The organism is Streptomyces sp. CB02959 (assembly GCF_002803155.1).
Taxonomy (GTDB): Bacteria; Actinomycetota; Actinomycetes; order Streptomycetales; family Streptomycetaceae; genus Streptomyces.
On record NZ_NNBP01000038.1, the window covers coordinates 24,268 to 45,064 of the forward strand.

A 20,797-nucleotide genomic window follows, 5' to 3' on the forward strand; every position below is an offset into this window, starting at 1 on the left:
CAGGCGACGCCGGGACGCCCCAGCGGAGCCCGAGTCCACCGACCCGGAAACAGCACCGTGACACCGTGCCCCCGAAGCCGACGAGCCCGCCGCCCCGCCAACAGGACCCGGACGCCGCCCCACCCCGACCCACGAACCCGCCGACCCGCGTCCAACACCCCGAGGCCGTCTCCCCGGACGCCCCCACCCGCCCCAACCCGCCCCGCGTCGACCCGCCCACCCGCCGCGAGGCCGGCAACACCGCGCACCGCGAGTTCCCACCGGGCCTGCGGGACCGCTACGAACCCCACGGCGTGGCCGGTGCCGGCAGTGAGGGCACCGTCTGGCACGTGCGGCGGCTGGCCGACGGCTCCGACGCGGCGGTGAAGGTCGCCCACCCGGGCCAGATCATGGACATGGACACCCTCGAACATCTCGCGACACCGGAGTTCCGGCGCCACGTGCCCCGTATCCACGACTTCGGGGAGATAGCGGTCGGCCCCGCCGTGTGCGGCTGGGTGGCGATGGAGTACCTGCCCACGACCCTCGACGACCACCTCGCCCGGCAACTGCGCGGCGACCAGCGGCGCGACGACCGCCCCCGGACCGAACACACCGTCCGCGAACTGGCCGATCTCCTGGACTTCTGGCAGACCCGCATCGACCGCAACCCACTGGACCTGAAGCCCGCCAACATCCTCGTCAGGCAACGCCCCGACGGGCCACCGGAGTTCGTCGTCGCGGACTTCGGCGGCATCGCCAAGTTCACCGCGAGCCAGAGCTACCGCGACTTCCAGATCACCGCCCTCTACATGGCGCCCGAACAGATCGTCCACCAGAACCTCAAGGCCACCCCCTGGTGGACTCTCGGCCTGGTGCTGTACCAGGTGTTCACGGGCCGCCCGCTGTACGTCCTCGACGACGACGCCCGGATCACCGACGAGGCATGGACCCGGGGACTGATCCTGCACAGCGAGGTCAACCTCGGCGCGGTCACCGACGCCCGGCAGAACCTGCTGCTCCAGGGCCTGTTGACCAAGGACCCCGACGACCGGTGGACCGCGGCCGAGATCCACCGGTGGCTCAAGGGCGAGACCCCGGACGTCGTCCGGCCCTCCGCCCCCGACGCCCCGACCGCCGCCCGGCATGCCAACCGGCCGATCACCTTCCGCGGCCAGGCCCACCACGAAGCCGAGAGCCTGGCCGCGGCCATGGCCCAGCACTCGGAGGCGGCCGCGAAGTGGCTCATGAAGGAGGGCGGGCCGCGCCTGGCGGCCTGGCTGCGCGAGGACCTGTCGGACACCGCCTACGACAGTGAGCAGCTGCTCACCCTCAACCGGGGCCGGGACGGGCAGCGCCTGGTGCGCGCCGCGGTCGCCGCGCTGGCCTTCGTCGCCGTCTTCGCGCCCACCGCGACCCCGCAGTACCGGGGGCGGCGGGTGGACGCGGAGGGCATCGCCCGGATCGCCCAGGGCGGCGAGGCGGTCGGATTCGTCGAGGAACTCCTGGCGGCCTCCGTGCCCACCGTCGCCGCCGGCTTCGTCTGCGGCCACGAGCAGTGCACCGAGGGACGCTGCCGGGTACTGCTCACCCTCGCCGACGAACTGCCCCGCACCCTCGACCGGATCCGCGCCGAGGCCCGCACGCTCAAGCGCCGCGGCGACCCCCAGAACGACGGCGCCCTGAACACCTATGAGACGAACTTCGCCTACGGCCTGGCCGCGGCCCTGATCGTGCACCCCGGCGACCGCCGGCGGGCCCTGGTGCCGCTGGCCGGACTGCCGGGCGTACTCGCCCCGCTGGCCGCCAAGGCGCCGGTGGCCCTCCTGGTGGTCCTCGCCCACTTCGGCGCAGTGCGCCACCAGGCGCTCGCCGTACTGCGCCGCCGCCGGGAGGACGCCGGATTCCTCCGGAGGTGGGCGGACCTGCACCGCCGGGCGGCAGCCGGGGATCCGGCCACCGTGCCCGGGCGGGCTGCCCTGATCGCCGCCGCCGCGCTGCTGCCCCGGGTGCTCAGGGCCGATGCGCTCGGCACCGACCACCAATTGGCCTTCCGCGAGTGGTGGTCGGCCACTCGGATCCCCCTGGCGCAGCGGCTGATCGCCGCCGCCACCCTCTGCACCCTGTTGTGGCTGCTGATCTGGTCCGGCGCGGTGTTCCGGTCCGTCTACGACGCCGACCTCGGCTGGGCGGCACTGTGGCCCGACGACGCCCTGGTCGGCTCGCTCACCCGTGCCGCGAACGCCGCCATCACGACCCAGGCCGGGTTGTGTGCGGTGGCGGTCGCCGGTGCGCTGGCCTTCGCGGCGGCCCCCACTCGGCTCAACCGCCCCCTGCTGCTGGCCGTCGCGCTCCTCGCCGGCTACCTCGGCTACGCCCGCCCGCACCTCCCCCCGCTCGACCTGCTGCACCTGGGCGACGACCTGGCGGAGCGCCTGCGCCACCTGGAGGGCGGCTGGCGCAGCGGGAACGGCCTGGTGGCCCTCGTCGTCTTCCCGCTGGGCTGCGTGGCGTTGGGCGGCCTGGCCCACTGGCTGCTGGGACAGGCCCGCGCGGCGGAGGAGACCCAGGCCGGACTGCGCCGCGACCGGGCGGAGCGCCGACGGGTCCGGGCCGGGCTCCCCGCGCGCCCGCACTCCGATGCCCGGCAGTGGCGGAACGGGGCGGACGGCACCCGGGACCGCGTCCAGTTCGGCCTGGCCGCGCTGCTGACCCTGATCACCGTGCTGTGGGCGGCCGTCGAGATCCGGGTCGCCCTCCTCAGCGGGGAACACCACACTCTCGCCTCCTGGGGGACCGGTCAGCAGGGCGCCTCCTACCAGTCGCAGTACCTGCTGGTCTGCGCCGCGATCTGTGCCGCGGCGGCGCTGTGCCGACCGGCGGGCGCCCGCCGGGTGGTGGGGTGGGCCGTCGTCGCCGTCGCGGCGCTCGGCCTGCTGCCGCCGCCGGTCGAACCGGCCCAGGCGCTGAGCGTGCCGGTACTGCACGACTTCTTCGCCGACCTCGCCGCCACCTGGGGGCACGGCGCGTTCTGGGCGGCGCTGCTGCTCGCCCTGCCGCTGAGCGTGTACGCGGGTGGCTTCGCGATACGCCGCACCCGGCGTGCCGGGCGATGACGCCGCCACCCGCGCCGCCCACCCCACGACCCGCACACCGCCCACCACCACTTGGCCGAGATCGACGCCGCCCTGGGCGGCGGCACCGTCGCACCTGATGTCCGGCACCTCGTCGAGCGGGACCGCCCCCAGCTCGAACACGGCCTGGTCCAGCTGAAGTTCACCCCTGGACGCCCACCTCGGCCTCGCCCCCGACGGGGCGGAAGGAACGGCGGACTCCGGTCATCTTTCGGTCCGCGAGATCCTGCACCAGCCCCAGGGTCGCCCGTCCGGAGCGCCGGGCCGGCGCCGCCCTGGGCGGGATCCACGGCACCGCGTACGGCGGGACACCCCGACCGGCTCCCGCGTCCGCGCTCCCGGCGATGCGCGAGTCGTCCCAAGGCCGTGCGCATTCCGGCGGCAGTGCTGCGGAAGTGCGATCTCGCCGCACGGGGCTGATTCCCTATCACGCACCCGACCCAAGAATTACTAGAAGAATGAATGGAACCTGGGAGCCGGTCCGATGACTGGCTGAAAAACTGTGTGGTGAGCCAGGTCACCGCGAATTGCGGAACCAGATGGATGTACGGGGCATCCGGTGTGATCCCGGTTGGTAAAGAGATCGTTTACCGCCCCACCGCGTGTTAGTCGGCGCTTCGTTCATGACATACCATCGCTGAGCGAAGTACCCAGTGCGGAAAGGCGTACGGGAACGACCCCGACCGGGTCCGCCCCCACCTTCCGTCACTGTTCCCCCACCACGAGCCGGTGCCGCACACCCCGCGGCACCGGTTCATCGGAATGCGAAAAAACAGGAAAGTAATGCCCGTTCAACAATTAACGGAACTCATACGCTTCGTGCGTCGCAACTCACCCTTCTATCGGGAGCTGTACGCCGGCCTCCCGGACCGCGTGGACGAGTTGACGGACTTACCGGTCGTCCCGCACGACGCATTCTGGCGAGCCAACACGCCACGCAACAACAGCCTTTTGACTGGACCGCTCGACGAGGCGGTGGTTTTCAAGAGTGGCGGCACCACCGGTGCACCGAAGTTCTCCGTCTATACACGTGAAGAATGGCGAGAATTCACCTCCGCGTTCGGTGGAGGACTCGTCGAAGCCGGGCTCCGGCCCGGACATCGGGTCGCCGACCTCTTCTACGCGGGTGAGCTCTACGCAAGCTTCACCTTCATCCTGGACTCCCTCCACCGGACACCCGTCGCCAACGTCCGGCTGCCGATAGGCGGCGGCGCACCGCTCGAATCGACCGTGCACACGCTGGCGGAATTCGACGTCGACGTCATCGCCGGCACCACCACGACACTCTGCGGCCTTGCCGACCACCTCGTACGGAACGGGCACCAACTCCCCGACGTGCGGATCCTGTTCTTCGGCGGCGAGGGACTCTTCGAAGACCAGCGGCCGCTGCTCCGCAAGGCGTTCCCTTGCGCGGAGGCCCGCTCCATCGGCTACGCCGGTGTCGACTCCGGGCTGCTCGGACAGGCCGTCCCGGGACCCGACCCCCGCATCCACCGCGCGTTCACGCCGTACACCGTCGTCGAGATCCTCGACGAGCACACCGGTGAACCGGTCACCCGCGAGGGCGTTGCCGGCCGCGTCGTCGTCACCGACCTGCGCCGGCGGCTGATGCCGATCGTCCGGTACCCCGTGGGCGACCGGGCGGAGTGGACCGACGCCGCCGCCGGGCACTTCCGCATCCTCGGCCGGGCCGAGGAAGGCGTCCGCATGGGCGCGGTGTCCCTCTACACCCAGGACGTGCACGACCTGGTGCGCGCAGCCGACCCGACCGGCCAGGTGATCGGCACACAACTCGTGGTGCGCCGCTGGGACGGCCGGGACGGACTGGTCCTGCGGCTGGCGGTGGACGGGGACCCGACCGCCGCCGGGGACGGGGAGCCGAGCGACCTCGGACACCTCGCCGCGGCCATCGCCAAGGAGATCCTCGCGGCCCGCCCGATGTACGCCGAGGAGGTCGAAGCGGCCCGCATCCACCCGATCGCCGTGGAGTGGGTCCGGCACGACGGACTCGTCGTCAACGCACGGACCGGCAAGCTGCTGCGGGTCATCGACGAACGGCCGCACTCATGACCGCCACCTCGACCCCGCGCCGTCTCCCGGTGGTCCTGCGCAACCGGGCCTTCGGTGCGGTCTGGGTCGCACAGGTCCTCACCCAGGCCGCGGGCCGGATGTTCCAGGTCGGCGTGGTGTGGTGGCTGGTCGGCCACGCCGTCGGCGGCGCAGGCGACCGCGGCCTCGCCTCGGGGGTGTTCCTGGCGGTGAGCACGCTGCCCGCGGTGGCGCTCGCCCCGCTGGTGGCCTCCGTCATCGCCCGCTGCCCGCACCGCACGGTGCTGGGCGCGTCGGCCGCGCTGGCGGGCCTGGTCGCCGCCGCCACCGCCGGATGGACGTACCTCGGCTCGCCGCCCATGGTGGTGGCCTACGGTGCCGCGCTGCTGCTGGCCGGCTGCCAGGCCCTCTTCGACCCGTGTCTGACCACGTCCGTTCCCGCACTCGTCGACGACGCCGACATCGAGGCCGCGACCGGGTTCGAACTCGCCACCCAGTCACTGGCCGGCCTGGCCGGCGGGCTGCTCGGACCCCTCGTGGTGGACGCCTGGGACCTGACGGGCATCGTCTCCGGGTGCGCCGGCGCCTATCTCGCCGCGGCCGCTTTGGTGGCCGTCACCCGCTTCCCCCGAAGCGGCGCGGCGGAGGACGACCAGGCCCCGGCCGACGGCGCACCGCCCCGGCGGACGCTCCGTCAGATCCTGGCGGACCACCCGTTCATCCGGCGGGTGCTGCTCTGCTTCGCCGCGGTCAACGTCTTCTCCACCGCCCTCTACGTTGTCATGCCCCTGTATACGCGCGCCGTGCTGCACGCGCACGGTTCCACCGCGGCCGCGTTGGAGACGGCGCTGGGCATCGGCACCCTGCTCGGCTCGTTCAGCGGCGCGCGCCTGCCCGGATCGGCCACCACCGTCGGCGGGGCCTGCCTGGCACTGCTGGCCGTGGCACTCGGGACACCGGGCCTGCTCACGGACCGGAGCGCGGTCGTCGGAGCGCTGGTCGTCGCGGGCTGGTGTGTGGGGGCGATCGGCGTGCGGTTCGTCGCGCTGTTCCAACGACTGGTCCCGGCCGCGGACAAGCCCGGCTTCTTCGCCGTGATGCAGGCCCTGCTCGGCGCGACCTTCCCGCTGTCCTCCCTGTTCTTCGGCGCACTCGGCGACCACCTGTCGCCGCGGACCCTGTGCCTGATCCAGGCCGTCGGACTCCTCCCGCTCGCCGCGGCGCTGTGGTGGACCGGGCGGCGCGCGGACGCACCCCCGGAGGCCGCCGAACGCGCCCCGGCCGCGTCCGGCCCGCCCGCACCCGCTCCCGCGACCGCCGGCAGCACGCCGCTGGGGGAGGCCCGGTGACCACCACCCTCCGCCCCGCCGCACCCCAGGACATCGCCGAACTACGGCAGTTGTACTTCGAGGTGTACGGCCACGGCTACCCGGTGGCCCTCGGCAGCGACCCCACCGAGATGCACCGGCTGATCACCGACCCGCACAGCCACTGGCTCACCGCACGCCGCACCGACACCGGCGAACTGGCCGGCTCCGTGGTCGTCCAGACCGACCCGGGCAACCGCGTCGGCAAACTCGTCGGTCTCGCGGTCCACCCGCGCCAACGCCAGTGCGGACTGGCCAGCCGACTGACCGGAGCGGTCACCGCCGACGCCTTCGCCGCCGGCACCCTCGACTCCATCCACACCACCGTCCGTATGGTCACCCAGGCCCCGCAACGCGTCGTCGCCCGCAACGGATACCGGCCGCTGGGCCTGCTGCCCAACGCCGCCGACGTCTCCGGCTGCGAGACCCTGGCCCTGTTCGCCTGCTACGCCGACGGCGTCCTCGAACGCCGGGAACCGGTGACCGCCGTTCCCCGGGCCCTGCTGCCCCTGCTGGAAGCGGCCGAGGAGAGCATCGGCATCCCCTGCACCGCGGTCCTTCCCCTCACCGGCGCGGACATTGCTCCGCTGCTGCCGCACCCGCGCGGCGCCCCGACGGCCGACTCGTCCCCGGGCGCCCTCCTGACCGCCCCCGTGGCCGCCCGGCCCACCACCCGCACCCCCATCGAGGTGATCACCGCACCCGGCTTCGTCCGCCGCCGCTTCCGCGAGCTGTTCCCCGACCCCGCGGGCGCCTACTCGCCGCTGCGGACCCCGAACACGGTACTGACGACGCCGGACGGCGAGTTCGAGATCTACGCCGACCTCGATCCGGCGGCCGGCAGCTGCGCCCTCGTCGCCGTGCACCCGTACCCGTCGGCCGCCACCCGGGCCCTCGACTCGCTGATGACCGCGCTCACCCGGGCCGGCGCCGACTACGTCGAGACGCTGGTGCCGCTGTCCGACACCGCCGCACTGCACGCCTTCCTCTCCGCCGGCTTCGTCCCCAGCGCCGGCTACCCGGCCATGCGCCGGGTCGGCGACCGCTTCCACGACTACGTCGTCCTCTCCCGCACCGACCGACAGATCGACTTCCGGACCACAGCCGTCAGCCCGCTGATCCAGCCGTACCTGAGCGCGTACCTGACCGCCTGGACGTCGACCTACCTGCCCCAGCACGAGGTTGTCCGATGAACCCGCATCTCGCCCCCGTCGAGGTCCCCGACCCCGCGGCCCTCGCCACCGTCCAACGCCTCTGCGACCTCCCGTCGCCCTACACCACCGGGCCCGAGGCCGACGCCCTGTTCGCCGCCGCGATGGCCGAGTCGCACGCCTGGCACGCCGAGCGCTCCCCGCTGTTCCGCGCCCTCCTCGACGACACCCCGGAGGCCCCGGCCCCCACCGTCGGCGCGCAGACCCGCACCCCGCTCCTGCACGCCAACTTCTTCAAGCGCCACGAAGTGCTCTCCATCCCTCGCGAGGAGGTCTTCCTGCACCTGACCTCCTCCGGCACCACCGGCCAGAAGTCGCAGATGTTCTACGACCGGTGGACCATCCGCGCCGCCCAACGCATGGTCGCCCGCATCTTCGACCACTACGGCTGGATCACCCCCGACCAGCCCGTCAACTACCTGCTCTACAGCTACGAGCCGGCCCCCGACGTGCGCCTGGGCACCTCCTTCACCGACAACTACCTCTGCGACTTCGCGCCCGCCCGGCACACCACCCACGCCCTGCGGCACACCGGCACCGGCCACGCTTTCGACGTGCACGGCTGCATCGACGCCCTGCACCGCTACGCCGACGACGGCCTGCCGGTCCGGATCCTGGGCTTCCCGGCGTTCCTGCACTTCACCCTGGAACGCATGCGGGCCGCCGGCATCCCGCCGCTCCAGCTCCCGCCGGGCTCCCTGGTGCTCCTCGGCGGCGGCTGGAAGGGCCACGCCGACCGGCAGATCGCCAAGGAGGAGTTCTACGACGGGGTGACCCGGCAACTCGGCATCCCCCCGGAGCGGATCCGGGACACCTACGGCTCCGTCGAACACTGCGTGCCGTACGTCGAGTGCACCCACCACCGCCTGCACGTGCCGGTCTGGTCCCGCGCCGCGGTACGGGACACCCGCACCCTGCAGCCACTGCCGTACGGCCGACCCGGCTACCTCCACCTGGTCTCCCCGTACATCACCTCGGTGCCGGCGCAGAGCGTCGTCATGGGCGACCTGGCCTCCCTGCACCCCGGGGACGCGTGCCCCTGCTCCCTGGCCACCCCGTGGTTCACGATCCACGGCCGCGCCGGGGTGAGCCGCAACCGCAGCTGTGCGGTGGCCGCCGCAGAACTCCTGAAGGGAATGTGATGATCAGCGAACTCCACTTCTGGCAGGGCGAGTTCATCGCCGAGACCGAGGCGGCCGAACGCCTCGCCGAGCTGCCGGACCTCGTCCGACGCGCCCTGGCGGAGCCGCTGTCCACCGAGACGGTCCTGATCGCCTGCGACACCGTCAGCCGCGCCCTCCAGCAGCCGCACAGCGACGTCCACACCCGACTCCTGGCCCAACTGACCGGCCCCGCAGGCGCGACACCCCCCGATCCCGAGGAGGCCGCCGCCACCCTCGCCGAACTCGCGGACGCCCTCGCCCGCCCGGCCCTGGAGCGCAAACTCCGGCGCGAACTCGGCGGCCCGCGCCCGGAGCGGTTCACCCGCCCCGACGCCCGCGAGACCGTCTACGAGGCATGGGCCCCGGTGGGTCTGCTCGTCCACATCGCCCCCGGCAACGCGGCCGCGGTCGCCTCGCTGAGCGTGGTGGAGGGCCTCCTCGCCGGCAACGTGAACGTGCTGAAGACCAGCAGCAGCGACACCGCGCTCGCCCCGCACCTGCTCGCCGAACTGGCCGCCGCCGACCCCACCGGAGCCGTCGGCCGCCGGATCGTCGCACTGCGCTTCCCGTCCAGCCGACAGGACCTGATGCGGCTGATGTGCGAGCCCGCCGACGCGGTGGCCGTGTGGGGCGGCGAGGACGCCGTGCGGGGCGTCGCGGCCCTCGTCCCGCCCGGCTGCCGGCTCGTCGAATGGGGCCACAAGATCTCGTTCGCCTACCTGACCCGCGAGGCCGCCACGGACCGGGCCGCCCTCACCGCGCTCGCCTCCGACGTCTGCCGGGCCGAGCAGCAGGCGTGTTCCAGCCCGCAGGTCGTCTACCTGGACGTCGAACCGGACGCCGAGCCGGACACCCAACCGGACGGTGCCGCCCCGGTCGCCGCCACCCGCGAGGCGCTCTTCGCCTTCGCGGAGCAGTTCGCCGCCGTACTGGACGAGGTCTCCGCCAAACACCCCGGCCCGCGCGGCGCGGACGACGCGGCCGAGCAGGCCGAGATCACCACCACCGAACTGGTCGCCCGGGCCGAGCAGCACCTCGGCCTGACCAAGGTCCTCACCGCCGACGACGGGAGCTGGCGGGTCCTCGCCGACACCCGCCCGGCCCTCACCGCCTCCCCCCTCCACCGCACCGTCTGGATCAAACCCCTGCCCCGCCGCGACATCCTCGCGACCCTGCGGCCCATGCGCCGCTACCTCCAGACCGCCTCCGTGGCCGGCACCCGCGCCGACATCGCCCAGCTGTCCCGCACGCTCATCGCCGCCGGCGTCCAGCGGATCACCCCGCTCGGCGCCATGCTCGACAGCTACCACGGCGAACCCCACGACGGCGTCTACGCCCTCCAGCGCTACAGCCGACGGGTAAGCGTCCAGGCCACCGGCGCCGAATTCGCCACCACCCCGTGCCTGGACGACCTGATCGCCCCCACCGCCCCGCCCGCCGCGCCCACCGGCCCGCTGATGGACAAGGCGGCGGCCCAGGCCCGACTGAGCTCCCTCGCACCGCACCACGCCCAGCTGTACTTCCGCAGCGGAGGAACCACCGGCACGCCGGCCCTGTCCGTCTTCACCTGCGACGACTACGACACGCAGATGCGCGCGTCGGCGCACGGCCTGCTCGCCGCGGGCTTCGACCCGGCCCACGACCGCGCCGCCAACCTCTTCTACAGCGGCAGCATGTACGGCAGCTTCATCAGCTTCTTCTCCATCCTCGAACGCCTGGGCGCCACCCAGATCCCGATGGCCGCCGGCCCCGACCACGAGGCGATAGCGGAGGCCCTCGTCGAGTACCAGGTGGACACCCTCTTCGGGATGCCGTCCTACCTGTGGCAGCTGTTCCACACCCAAGCCGAGCGACTGCGGTCCTACGGCGGCATCCGCAAGGTGTTCTACGGCGGTGAGCACTTCACCGCCGAACAACGCCGCATCCTCACCGAGACCTTCGGCGTGCAGGTGATCCGCTCCGCCGCCTACGGAAGCACCGACCTGGGCCCGCTCGGCTACCAGTGCACCCACGCCCGGGGCACCGAACACCACGTCCTGACCGACCTGCACACACTGGAGATCCTCGACCCGCAGGAGGACCGCCCGGTACCCCAGGGCCAGCCGGGCAGGCTCGTCTTCACCACCCGCACCAGGGCAGGCCAGCACCTGGAGCGCTACCAGATCGGCGACCTGGGCCGCGCCGTCGACGGGGTGTGCCCCTGCGGTAGCCACACCCCGCGCATCGAACTCCTCGGCCGCTACGGCGAGGTGTTCCGCATGGGCACCTACCACTTCAACTACCGCCGCTTCACCCAGGTCGCCGAGGAACACCTCCAGTACCGCGGTGAGCTGCAACTCGTCCTGACCAACGAGACCGGCCGCGAACACCTCACCGTCCGCCTCGACGACCGCTACGCCCCCGAACCGGACACCGCCCGCACGGCACTGCTGGCCCACATCCCCGAACTCGGCTCCGCGGTCGGCCCGGAGGCCCTCCTGACCTGCACCGTCGAAACCGCCCCCACGCCCGCCTTCGAACGCACCCCCACCAGCGGCAAACTCCGCACCGTCATCGACCGCCGGACGCCGACCGCCTGATCCTCCAACGGCGGCGGACGGGGGCGCGGCACCGCGTCGCGCCCCCCACCGCACCGTGGGCCGGGAAGGCCCGGGCGGTGACGTACGCGGCCGTACCGGCCACGGCGACGGCCAGCCATTCCCCACGGCCGTCCAGGGCGACCAGCGCGATCAGCAGCAGGGCGTACCAGGAATAGCCGGGGCTGAGGAGCAGGAAGGCGCTTCCGGTCACCAACAGGGCGCCGCGACGGCCAGCACAGGCAGTGCCCAGGCACCCGGCAGGACCAGCTGGAGCAGTGCGTACCGGCTGGTCCTGGCCGGACCGTCGCGGTAGCCCTGCCGCGGCGTCGCGGGGGCGGCGCACGTCGGACAGGGCGCCCGGCTGCCGCTACTCGTCGGAGAGCGTGAGACTCGGGACCCGCCAGGCCGCGATCAGGAAGGCGACCAGGGTCACCGCGGCGCCGGTGAGGAAGACCAGGCGCATCGAGGACACGTAGCCCTGGAGGAAGGGCAGCGCCGCACCGGGGTCGAGGGCGCGGAGGAAGGCGGAGTCCTGGAGTTCGAGGGCGCCGCCCGGGCGCAGGACCCCCGCCAGGGCGTGCGCGTTGTCGGGCCGGGCCAGCAGCCGGCCGTAGGCGGGGTCGTGCCGGGCCGCGGCGAGCCGGTCGGCGATGTGGCCGGCCGCCGTGCTGAACAGGATCGACAGGAAGGCCGCGGTGCCGATCGTGCCGCCGTTGGAGCGGAAGAAGTTCACCGATGCGGTGGCCGCGCCCATGTCGGTGCGGGGTATCTCGCACTGCGCGAGCGTGGTCAGCGTCTGCATCGACGCGCCGAGCCCCGCGCCCATCAGCGCCATGCCGACCATCGCCTGCCACAGCGGGCTGTCCTCCCGCAAGGTGGCGAAGACGAGCATCGCGGCGGTCAACGAGCCCGCACCGGCGACGAGATGGACCTTGAACCGGCCGGTGCGGGCGATCAGCCGCCCCACCAGCAGTGTGATCGCGAGGTTCGCGGCGACCGTGGGGAGGGTGGCCAGACCGGCCGCCATGGGCGTCATGCCGCGGACGAGCTGGAGGTAGAGCGGCAGCGTCGTCATCGCGCCGAACATGCCGATGCCGACGACGAAGTGCAGCCCGACGCCGAGCCGGAAGGTGCGGATGCGGAACAGGCGCAGCGGTATCAGTGCGGCGTCCCCCATCCGTCGCTCCACCACGACGAACGCGACGAGGCCCAACCCGCCTATCGCGTAGGCCAGCAGCGCCTGCGGCGCGTCCCATCCCCAGGTGCGTCCCTGTTCGGCGACGGTCAGCAGCGGCACCAGTCCGACGGTGAGGGCGAGCGCGCCGGGGTAGTCGAGCCGGTGCCGCACCGGTTGGTGGGGGAAGCGCAGCACGCGGACGATCGCCACGGCGGCCGCGACGGCGAGCGGCACGTTGATCAGGAAGATCCAGCGCCAGCCGGCGATGCCCAGCAGCGTGGCCCGGTCCGCGAACGCGCCGCCCACCAGCGGGCCGACGATGCTGGCGCCGCCGAAGACGGCCATGAAGTAGCCCTGGTAGCGGCCCCGTTCGCGCGGGGTGGTGATGTCGGCCACTATCGTCATCGCCAGGGATATCAGTCCCCCGCCGCCGATGCCCTGGACCGCGCGGAAGGCCGCGAGTTCGTAGATCGATCCGGCCGTGCCGCACAGCAGTGAGCCGGCCGTGAACAGGGCGATCGCGGCGAGGTACACGGGCCGGCGGCCGTGGATGTCGGAGAGCTTGCCGTACAGCGGCGTCGCGATGGTGGCGGTGATGAGGTACGCGGTGGTCACCCATGCCTGGGACGTCAGCCCGTGCAGGTCGTCGGCGATGGTCCGCAGAGCGGCGGCGACCACCGTCTGGTCCAGTGCCCCGAGGAACATGCTGAGCACCAACCCGGACATGACGGCGGTGATCTGCCGGTGGCTGAGCCGCGCGGGTGCGTCCCCGGCCGTGCCCTGTTGTCGGGCGTCGGAGAAGGTCACGTGTGGTCCTTGGGGTGGGCGGTTGGGGTTTCGAAGGGGCCGGGGGACGGGGCGTGGCTCCCGTCCCCGGCACATTGGACTACCGGCTACCGGCGAGCCCTTCCAGGTCACCGACGGCGTGCTCGACGCCCGGCAGCGTCAGCATCGCCAGTTGCGCCGACCGGGCGCGCGACCGCGGTGCCGGGTCGGCGAGGAGCTTGCGGCAGGTGTCCGCGATGCCGGCCGCGCTGCGGTCGGTGAGGTGGCGGCCCAGGCCCAGCTCCTCCACGCGGTCCGCGTTGGCGTACTGGTCCCCGAAGTGCGGCAGGACCGCCAGCGGCGTGGCGGTGCGCATCGCCTCGCGGATGCTGTTGAAACCGCCGTGGGTGAGGAAGAGGTCGACGGACTCCAGCAGCAGCGGCTGCGGGACCCTTTCGACGACGCGCACGTGGTCGGGCAGCCCCGTGGTGTCCAGCGACATCCCGGACGTCGACACGACGACCGTGCAGTCGTCGAACTCCGCCAACGCCTCCGTTATCGTGCGCAGGCTCTCGCTGCCGTCCGGCATCTCGACGGGCAGCGGCACGGACCGGCCGCCGTTGCGGGCGTGCAGGACCGGGAGGGCGGTGCCGATGGCGGCGTACACCAGCGGCCGGTCCGTGGGCAGTTCGGCCGCCCACTCGGGCAGCACGCCGCGGCGTTCGACGTCCACCGTCTGCCGGTAGGCCCACGTCTGGGGCAGGTGCTGGGCGAAGGAGAAGGCGGACGGTACGTAGTCGACGCGACCGTGCGCGACGACGGACAGCGGGTCGTCGTGCACGGGCAGGTCCAGCTCCGCGCGCCGCTCGTTGAGCTGGGGGAGCACCTGCACGGGGTCCAGGATGTTGCTGAAGCCGGAGGGCGTCGGCAGCTGCGGAACGCCCAGCAGCTCTGCGGTGAGCACGGCACCCATGTCCATGCCGTCCCGCAGGATCAGATCGGGGCGGAAGTCACGGGCGAGGGGCAGCAGGATGTCCAGGTGCGTTTTGACGCCCGGTCCGGCCACGCTGCGCAGCATCAGGCGGTTCAGCTCCGCCATTCGCTCCGCCTCGTCGGTGGTTGCCTGGAGGTCGGCGAGGTAGGGCGCCAGTCCGGCGGTCGGGTCGAATTCCGGTAGGACGGCCCGTACTTCGACGTCGTCGTCGCGGAAGACGGGGGCGAGGACATCGGTGGTGACCACCAGCACCTGATGTCCGGCCTCGGCCAGGGCGCGCAGGAGGGGCAACTGGGCACGCCCGTGGGAGGGGCTGCCGAGCGTGGTGCACAGAACCTGCATGGCGGGAGCCTTTCTCTAGGAATTTCTTCGATGCTGGGGACGGGGAGGGCAGACGGCCGGCCGACCCGAGCGGTCAACGGACCCGTCGGGGCACGAGCGGAACGCCGGCCGCCCCACGTTTCACGCCACCCGGGCCGGTGCCGCCGTGCGTCCGATGCCCCGCCAGTTCAGCCCGGCCCGGGCGAGCCGGTCGGCGTCGAGCAGGTTGCGGAAGTCGTGGACCTCGTGGCCGGCCATCCGTGCGGCGATCGCGGCCCAGTCGAGGTCGCGCAACTCGGGCCACTCGGTGAGGACGACGCAGGCCGCGGCCCCGTCTGCCGCCCGCACCGGATCGTCGACGAGCTCGACAAGATCGCTCAGGTCGGGCCGCTCCTCGCGCAACGCCGGGTCGAACGCCGTGAGTTCGGCGCCCCGTTCACGCAGCAGCCGGGCGACGGCGAGCGCGGGCGAGTCGCGCAGGTCGGAGGTGCCGGCCTTGAACGTCAGGCCGTACAGGGCGATGCGTACGCCGCGCAGGGAGCCGTCGGTGCTGCCGCACGCGGCGGTGACCCGCTCGACGAGCCGGCGCTGGTGGGTGACGTTGGTCTCGATGGTGGCGCTGAGCAGGGGGAAGTCGACGCCGGCCTGGTCGCACGCGGTCAGCAGGGCGTGGGTGTCCTTGGGCAGGCAGGAGCCGCCCCAACCGGGCCCGGGCCGCAGGAACGCGGAGCCGATCCGCGGATCGCGCCCGATGCCCTCGGTGACGTCGCTGATGTCCGCGCCGAAGCGCTCGCAGACGGTGGCGAGGTTGTTGGCGAAGGACAGCTTCATCGCGAGGAAGAAGTTCGCCGCGTACTTGGTCAGTTCGGCACTGGCCGGATCGGTGAGCACCAGGGGAGCGTCGAGTCCGGCGTACAGGTCGGCCACCCGCCGGGCCGCGTCCTGGTCGGCGGCGCCGATCACGATGCGGTCGGGGTGCAGGAAGTCGTGGACGGCGCGGCCCTCGCGCAGGAACTCGGGATTGCTGACCACCGCCACGTCCGCCCGATCCAGCAGCGCGGCGACGCGCTCGCTGGTGCCGACCGGCACGGTGGACTTGTTGACGACGACGCAGCCGGTGGGCAGTACGTCGCGGATCTGGTCGGCGACGGCCTCCACGGCGGCGAGGTCGGCCGCACCGCCCGCACCCATGGGCGTGGGCAGGCACAGGAACACCACCTCGGCCTCGGCGACGGCTGCCGCGGTGTCACCGGTGAACTCCAACAACCCGGCGTCCAGGGCGTCTCGGACGGTCCCGGGCAGGTCGGGTTCGAGGATGTCGACCCGGGCTTGGCGCAGCCGCTCGACCTTGTGCGGGTCGGCGTCCGCGCACACCACCCGGTGGCCGAGCGAGGCCAGGCAGGCGCCGGTGGTCAGTCCGACGTATCCGGTTCCGATCACGGCAACGCGTCGAGCAGGCACAGCAGATCACCATTTCCGATCGTGGGGGGTGCATGCGTGCGGCGGCTGTGGCGGTGCGCGGGTCGGCGCGCGCCGCCGCGCCGCGCGGGCGACCTGGCACGGGCCGAACCCGTCGGCACCGTCCCGGTATGGCAAGCACTCAAGTCATCAATCGTTGAACTGGTTCAGGTATGTCATGTGGCCCGAAAAGAAGTCAACGATTGATGACATTGGCCGGTGACTTTGAGACAGCCGCCGCAGACTGGAACATGGGCTCATGACGCACGGGGCGCGACGACGGAGGTGCAGTGACGTGACGGGAGTGCAGAACGGGCGGACGGCAAAGGTGGTGGCCCGTAGGCGCTCGGCCTCGGCCACCCGCACCGCGCTCAGGGCCGCCGCGTCCTTCCGCTTCGGCAAGTACGGCTACGAGGGCACCAGCGTGCGCGACATCGCGGGCGACGTCGGGGTGGACGCCGCGCTCGTCTACCGCTACTTCGGCTCGAAGGAAGCACTGTTCAACGACGTGGCCTGCATGGGCAAGATGTTCGAGCCGCTGCTCCAGGAGCCGGTCGAGGCGATCCCCGACTGGTTCTGCGCGCTGCTCGCGGGCGCGCCGACGGAGGGCGACTTCCCGCACCCCGTGCTGTCCGTGTTGCGCTCCAACGGCCGCGACGAGGCGGTGGGGCGGCTGCGCGAGGACTACACGGAGGTGTTCTCCAATCGACTGGCCGCGCGTCTCGGCGGCGCCGACGCGGCCCTGCGCGCGGAACTCCTGGCGGCCTGGATGCTCGGCACCAGTCTGATGCGCACGGAGATCCGCTCCCCCGCCCTGGCATCGGCTTCGGACGCCACTCTGGAGCAGTACCTGCGGGCCGGCATCGAGGTCCTGCTGGCCCCGGCCGCGGAGCACGGCGACGCCGGGTCGGCCGCCGCCGCGGACGGCGAGTGCCCCGCGACGGCGCGCATCCCCGGCTGCGCCGACGGCCACGAAGAGCCCGACGGGCCCGCGGGGAGCGAGGCGCACGAGGGCTGCGTCCGCGACCGCGCGGAACGCTTCAACGGCAGTTGTCCCGACAACTGCCCGATTGGCCGGGACTGACCGGCGCCGCCCCGCGCCCGCCGTTCACCACCCGCGCCCCGTACGCCCCCCTACGGCCCGTCAGAGGCAGTCCGGGTGGCCCCAACCACGCGGCCCCTTGGCCACCTTCGTGCCGGCCTCGTAGGCTCCGCGGCACGCGCCGCAGTGGCCGGGGAACTTCGCCTTGATGGTGGCGCCCTTCCCGGTGCGCCGGGCGGACCGAGCCGGTGCGCCCGCTCCGCCGCCGGGCCGTTGCAGCGCTTCGGCCCGAGGCCCCGGAACCGTCAGGTCCCCCCGGGACGTGCCGGCGGCCTGCTGGGTCACGGCGGCGGTGCTGGCCGCCTGGTCGGCGATGGCGTTCAACGGGTCGCCGTCGACCTGGTGCGCCGGCACGTAGCGGAACTCCACGGCGCGCCCGTCCAACAGCGCGTCGATGCGCACCACGAGCTCGCGGTTGGCGACCGGCTTCTTGGACGCCGTCAGCCAGCCGTTCCGCTTCCAGCCGGCGATCCACTTGGTCACCGCGTTCATCGCGTACTGGGAGTCCATGCGGATCTCCAGCGGCAGTGCGGCGTCCGTGGCTTCCAACAGCTCGGCCAGGGCGGTCAATTCGGCGACGTTGTTGGTTGCCGTCCCCAACGGGCCGGCCTCCCAGCGCGTGGGGTTCCCCTCGGCGTCGGCGGCGACCCAGGCCCAGGCGGCACGCCCGGGATTACCTTTGCTGGCCCCGTCACAGGCAGCGATGATGCGATCGGACATCCCCAGATCATGCCACGTCCGACGACGGCCGAGCCACGTCGCACCGCCATGCATAGACATTGTCTACCCGCCCCTGGTAGACAGTGTCTATGCAGAGTGGGAATTCCCTTCGGGAGCGCTTGGTCGACGTCGGGGTGGAGCTCGTCCTGACGGAGGGCTCGACGTCGCTCGGACTGCGCGAGATCGCGCGCCGGGCAGGCGTGTCGCACGGGGCACCCCGTCGGTACTTCCCGACGCACCACGCGTTGCTCTCCGCGATCGCCCGCCGCGGCTTCGCGGACCTCGGCGCCGAGTTCACCGCCGCGCTCGCCGCCGCGACGACGCCGCGCGCCCAGTTGCAGGCCGTGGCCCGGGCCTACGTCGGGTACGCACTGGAACGGCGCGGCATGTTCGAGTTGATGTTCCGCCACGACCTGCTCGACAGCACGCAGCAAGGCTCCGACCCGCCCCGGCTGCGGGAGACGACCCTGCCGCTCTTCGAGCGCGTCGTCGCCCTCGTCGCCCAATGCAGAGCGGAACGGCACCGGGCAGCGGAAGAGCCGCCCACCGTCACGGCCGCCGCCCTGTGGTCCAACCTGCACGGCCTCGCACAGCTGTGGGCGTGGGGCAGCCTGCCACTCGTGCTCGAAGCCGAACCGCCCGGCGCCGCGCGACACGACGCCGGGCCGGAGCAGCCCGCCCCACTCGACGCACTCGACCCACTCCTCACGCGGGTGCTCGACGCGCACCTGGGTCCGGTGGGCCCGTGACCGCTCCCTCGCGGCGACCCGTCGCACTGCTGGTCAGCGTCGCCGGAGCGATGCTCGTCGCGCTGGACGGGACGGTGCTGCTGGTGGCGCAACCCGGTCTGCGCCACGATCTCGGCGCGGACGTGGCACGGGTCCAGTGGACGAGCACCGGCTATCTGCTCGCGGTCGCCTCGCTCCTCGTCATCGCCGGACGACTCGGTGACCGGTACGGGCACCAGCGCCTGCTCTTCACCGGGGTGCTCGGCTTCGGGGCCGCCTCGGCCGGGATCGCGCTCGCCCCGTCGATCGGCTGGGTCATCGGCCTGCGTGCCGCCCAGGGCGTGTTCGGCGCGCTGCTGCAACCAGCGACCCTCGCGTTGTTGCGGCTGACCTACCCACCGGACCGACTCGGTGCGGCGGTCGCGCTCCGCACCAGCGCGATCGCCGTGGCCGCCGGCGCCGGTCCGGTCCTCGGCGGCGTCCTCGTCGTACACCTGGGCTGGCGTGCCGTGTTCTGGGCCAATGTGCCCGTGGCGGCGCTGATCGCCGCACTCGCGCTGACCGTCCGCCCGCCGGTGCCGCGTCCGGCGCGCGCTGCGCGGCTCGACCTCACCGGCGCGGCCCTCCTCGCGACCGTGCTCGCCCTCCTGGTCCACACGCTGACCGGCGTACCGGAGCACGGCTGGACCGCCGCACCGACGCTGTGCGGCCTCGCGGCCGTCGGGACCCTCACCGTCGTGCTCGTCCGACACGAACGCCGGATCGCGGACCCGGTCGTGCCGCGTGCCGTGGCGCGGTCCGTGCCGGTGACGGCGTCGATGGCACTCCTGCTCGCCGCCTCCGCCGGCCTGTTCGGCGCGCTGTTCACGGCCACGTTCGCCCTCCAGGACGTGCTGCGCCTCGACCCGCTCACCAGCGGCCTGCGCGTCCTTCCGCTGACCGTGTTGATGGTCCTCGGCGCGCCCCTCGCCGGCGCGGCGCTGCGTCGCCACGGCCCGCGTCGCAGCGCGCTGGCCGGAACGGCCCTCCTCGCCGTCGGCGTCGCCGGGCTGTCCCGGCTCGACGCGACCAGCGCCTGGTGGGCCATGGGCGCGGCCTTCGCCGTGATGGGCGCGGGGTTCGCCACCGTGATGGTCACCGCCACGGGCACCGTGGTCGGTGACGCACCGCCCGGCTGTGCGGGGGTCGTCGGCGGACTGAAGCAGACGGCCGTGAACGTCGGCCCGACGCTCGGCATCGCCGTCGCCGCCAGTACGGCCGCAACACCGGCCCACGGCTCGACCGACAGCGCCGCCGCGTTCGCCGGAGCCATGAGCACCGCCCTGTTGCTCCTGGCCGGCTGCGCGGCTCTCGGCCTCCTCCCGGCGGCACTGCTACCCGGCCGCACCACCGACCGCGCGCACCCCGAGACACCGGCCCGAGAAGGCGTTGCGGAAGGGGTCGCGTCCGCCGCCAAAGAGGCGTCGATCGCGACCAGTTGAGCGTCAGCGGGGGCACCCGACCGCAGGACGGATGGCGCGGCGGGCGATACCGCGACCCGAACAAGGCCGTGGCCCGGGTACGCGGGGTGCGTACCCGGGCCACGTGGCCGGGAGCCGCGGTGGCGGCGGTGGTGTCAGCCGGCGAGGGTCGCGTGGAGGGCGTCGAGGCCGTCGGCGTAGATCCCGGTGAACAGGTCGACGACCTCCTGCTCGGTCGCGTTGTCGGGGTTGAAGCGGCCGGACCACTGGACCTCGGCGACGTCGTCGCGGCCGGGGACCGCGTGGACGCGGAGGGTGGAGACGTACCCGTTGACCGGGAAGGGCGCCTGGAGGATGGCGTAGCTGTACTGGCGCTCGGTCTCGTTGAAGTCGACGAGGCGCTCGATGACGACCTCGCCCTCGGGGTTCTTGAGGCGGCGGACGCGGCCGCCTTCGAGGGCGGTGCTCTCGGGGATGTAGGGCAGCCAGTCGGGCAGGGCGTCGAAGCCGCCGATGAGGCTCCACACCTTGTCGGGCGAGGCGGGGACGATGCGGCTGACGGAGGTGGAGGCCATGATCGATTCTCCTGG

General features: G+C 72.9%; 15 protein-coding genes. 9 read left to right on the forward strand and 6 right to left on the reverse strand.

Going from position 1 to position 20,797, the window contains the following annotated elements:
• Window positions 1–65: 65 nt before the first annotated feature.
• The 6 genes from CG747_RS40620 to CG747_RS40645 all read left to right on the forward strand — a co-directional run bounded on the left by CG747_RS40620 (window position 66) and on the right by CG747_RS40645 (window position 11,482).
• Window positions 66–3,095, forward strand: a complete 3,030-nt coding sequence (locus CG747_RS40620) for a hypothetical protein (protein ID WP_180985930.1) — start codon at window positions 66–68, stop codon at window positions 3,093–3,095.
• An 801-nt stretch (window positions 3,096–3,896) separates the two neighbouring features.
• Entirely contained in the window at window positions 3,897–5,183 is a 1,287-nt protein-coding gene (locus tag CG747_RS40625) for a phenylacetate--CoA ligase family protein (RefSeq protein ID WP_100606913.1), read from the forward strand.
• Complete coding sequence (locus CG747_RS40630; protein ID WP_100606914.1) at window positions 5,180–6,511, forward strand: MFS transporter; 1,332 nt, start codon at window positions 5,180–5,182, stop codon at window positions 6,509–6,511. The genes CG747_RS40625 and CG747_RS40630 overlap by 4 nt, the downstream gene beginning before the upstream one ends.
• On the forward strand, window positions 6,508–7,722 hold the full coding sequence (locus CG747_RS40635; RefSeq protein WP_100606958.1) for a GNAT family N-acetyltransferase: 1,215 nt from the start codon (window positions 6,508–6,510) through the stop codon (window positions 7,720–7,722). The genes CG747_RS40630 and CG747_RS40635 overlap by 4 nt, the downstream gene beginning before the upstream one ends.
• Window positions 7,719–8,882, forward strand: coding sequence for an acyl-protein synthase (locus tag CG747_RS40640; protein ID WP_100606915.1), 1,164 nt, complete (start codon window positions 7,719–7,721; stop codon window positions 8,880–8,882). Before CG747_RS40635 ends, CG747_RS40640 begins: the two co-directional genes overlap by 4 nt.
• Window positions 8,882–11,482, forward strand: a complete 2,601-nt coding sequence (locus CG747_RS40645; protein WP_100606916.1) for an acyl-CoA reductase — start codon at window positions 8,882–8,884, stop codon at window positions 11,480–11,482. Before CG747_RS40640 ends, CG747_RS40645 begins: the two co-directional genes overlap by 1 nt.
• Here the strand turns inward: CG747_RS40645 and CG747_RS51170 are convergent.
• From CG747_RS51170 to CG747_RS40665, 4 genes are all read right to left on the reverse strand, one after another.
• Window positions 11,454–11,693 carry a hypothetical protein gene (locus CG747_RS51170; protein WP_374701879.1) on the reverse strand — a complete coding sequence of 80 codons (240 nt, stop codon included), beginning with the start codon at window positions 11,691–11,693 and terminating at the stop codon, window positions 11,454–11,456. The genes CG747_RS40645 and CG747_RS51170 overlap by 29 nt on opposite strands.
• Before the next feature lie 156 nt (window positions 11,694–11,849).
• Window positions 11,850–13,466 carry an MDR family MFS transporter gene (locus tag CG747_RS40655; RefSeq protein ID WP_180985931.1) on the reverse strand — a complete coding sequence of 539 codons (1,617 nt, stop codon included), beginning with the start codon at window positions 13,464–13,466 and terminating at the stop codon, window positions 11,850–11,852.
• Window positions 13,467–13,545: 79 nt separating this feature from the next.
• The gene (locus tag CG747_RS40660) at window positions 13,546–14,760 is read right to left on the reverse strand and encodes a glycosyltransferase (RefSeq protein ID WP_100606918.1); all 1,215 of its coding nucleotides are present in this window, start codon (window positions 14,758–14,760) and stop codon (window positions 13,546–13,548) included.
• A 120-nt stretch (window positions 14,761–14,880) separates the two neighbouring features.
• Window positions 14,881–16,200 (reverse strand): UDP-glucose/GDP-mannose dehydrogenase family protein, encoded by a 1,320-nt coding sequence (locus tag CG747_RS40665; protein WP_180985932.1) that lies wholly within the window; start codon window positions 16,198–16,200, stop codon window positions 14,881–14,883.
• A 292-nt stretch (window positions 16,201–16,492) separates the two neighbouring features.
• Between CG747_RS40665 and CG747_RS40670 the strand changes: the two genes are divergently transcribed.
• On the forward strand, window positions 16,493–17,281 hold the full coding sequence (locus CG747_RS40670) for a TetR/AcrR family transcriptional regulator (protein WP_257981058.1): 789 nt from the start codon (window positions 16,493–16,495) through the stop codon (window positions 17,279–17,281).
• A gap of 60 nt (window positions 17,282–17,341) precedes the next feature.
• On the opposite strand, the gene CG747_RS40675 is transcribed toward CG747_RS40670, so the two are convergent.
• Window positions 17,342–18,019 (reverse strand): ribonuclease H, encoded by a 678-nt coding sequence (locus tag CG747_RS40675; RefSeq protein WP_100606920.1) that lies wholly within the window; start codon window positions 18,017–18,019, stop codon window positions 17,342–17,344.
• An 89-nt stretch (window positions 18,020–18,108) separates the two neighbouring features.
• Between CG747_RS40675 and CG747_RS40680 the strand changes: the two genes are divergently transcribed.
• Together CG747_RS40680 and CG747_RS40685 are read left to right on the forward strand one after the other, a co-directional pair.
• Window positions 18,109–18,768 carry a TetR/AcrR family transcriptional regulator gene (locus tag CG747_RS40680; protein WP_100606921.1) on the forward strand — a complete coding sequence of 220 codons (660 nt, stop codon included), beginning with the start codon at window positions 18,109–18,111 and terminating at the stop codon, window positions 18,766–18,768.
• Window positions 18,765–20,228 (forward strand): MFS transporter, encoded by a 1,464-nt coding sequence (locus tag CG747_RS40685; protein WP_100606922.1) that lies wholly within the window; start codon window positions 18,765–18,767, stop codon window positions 20,226–20,228. The genes CG747_RS40680 and CG747_RS40685 overlap by 4 nt, the downstream gene beginning before the upstream one ends.
• Before the next feature lie 134 nt (window positions 20,229–20,362).
• On the opposite strand, the gene CG747_RS40690 is transcribed toward CG747_RS40685, so the two are convergent.
• Entirely contained in the window at window positions 20,363–20,782 is a 420-nt protein-coding gene (locus tag CG747_RS40690; RefSeq protein WP_100606923.1) for an SRPBCC family protein, read from the reverse strand.
• Window positions 20,783–20,797: the final 15 nt, after the last annotated feature.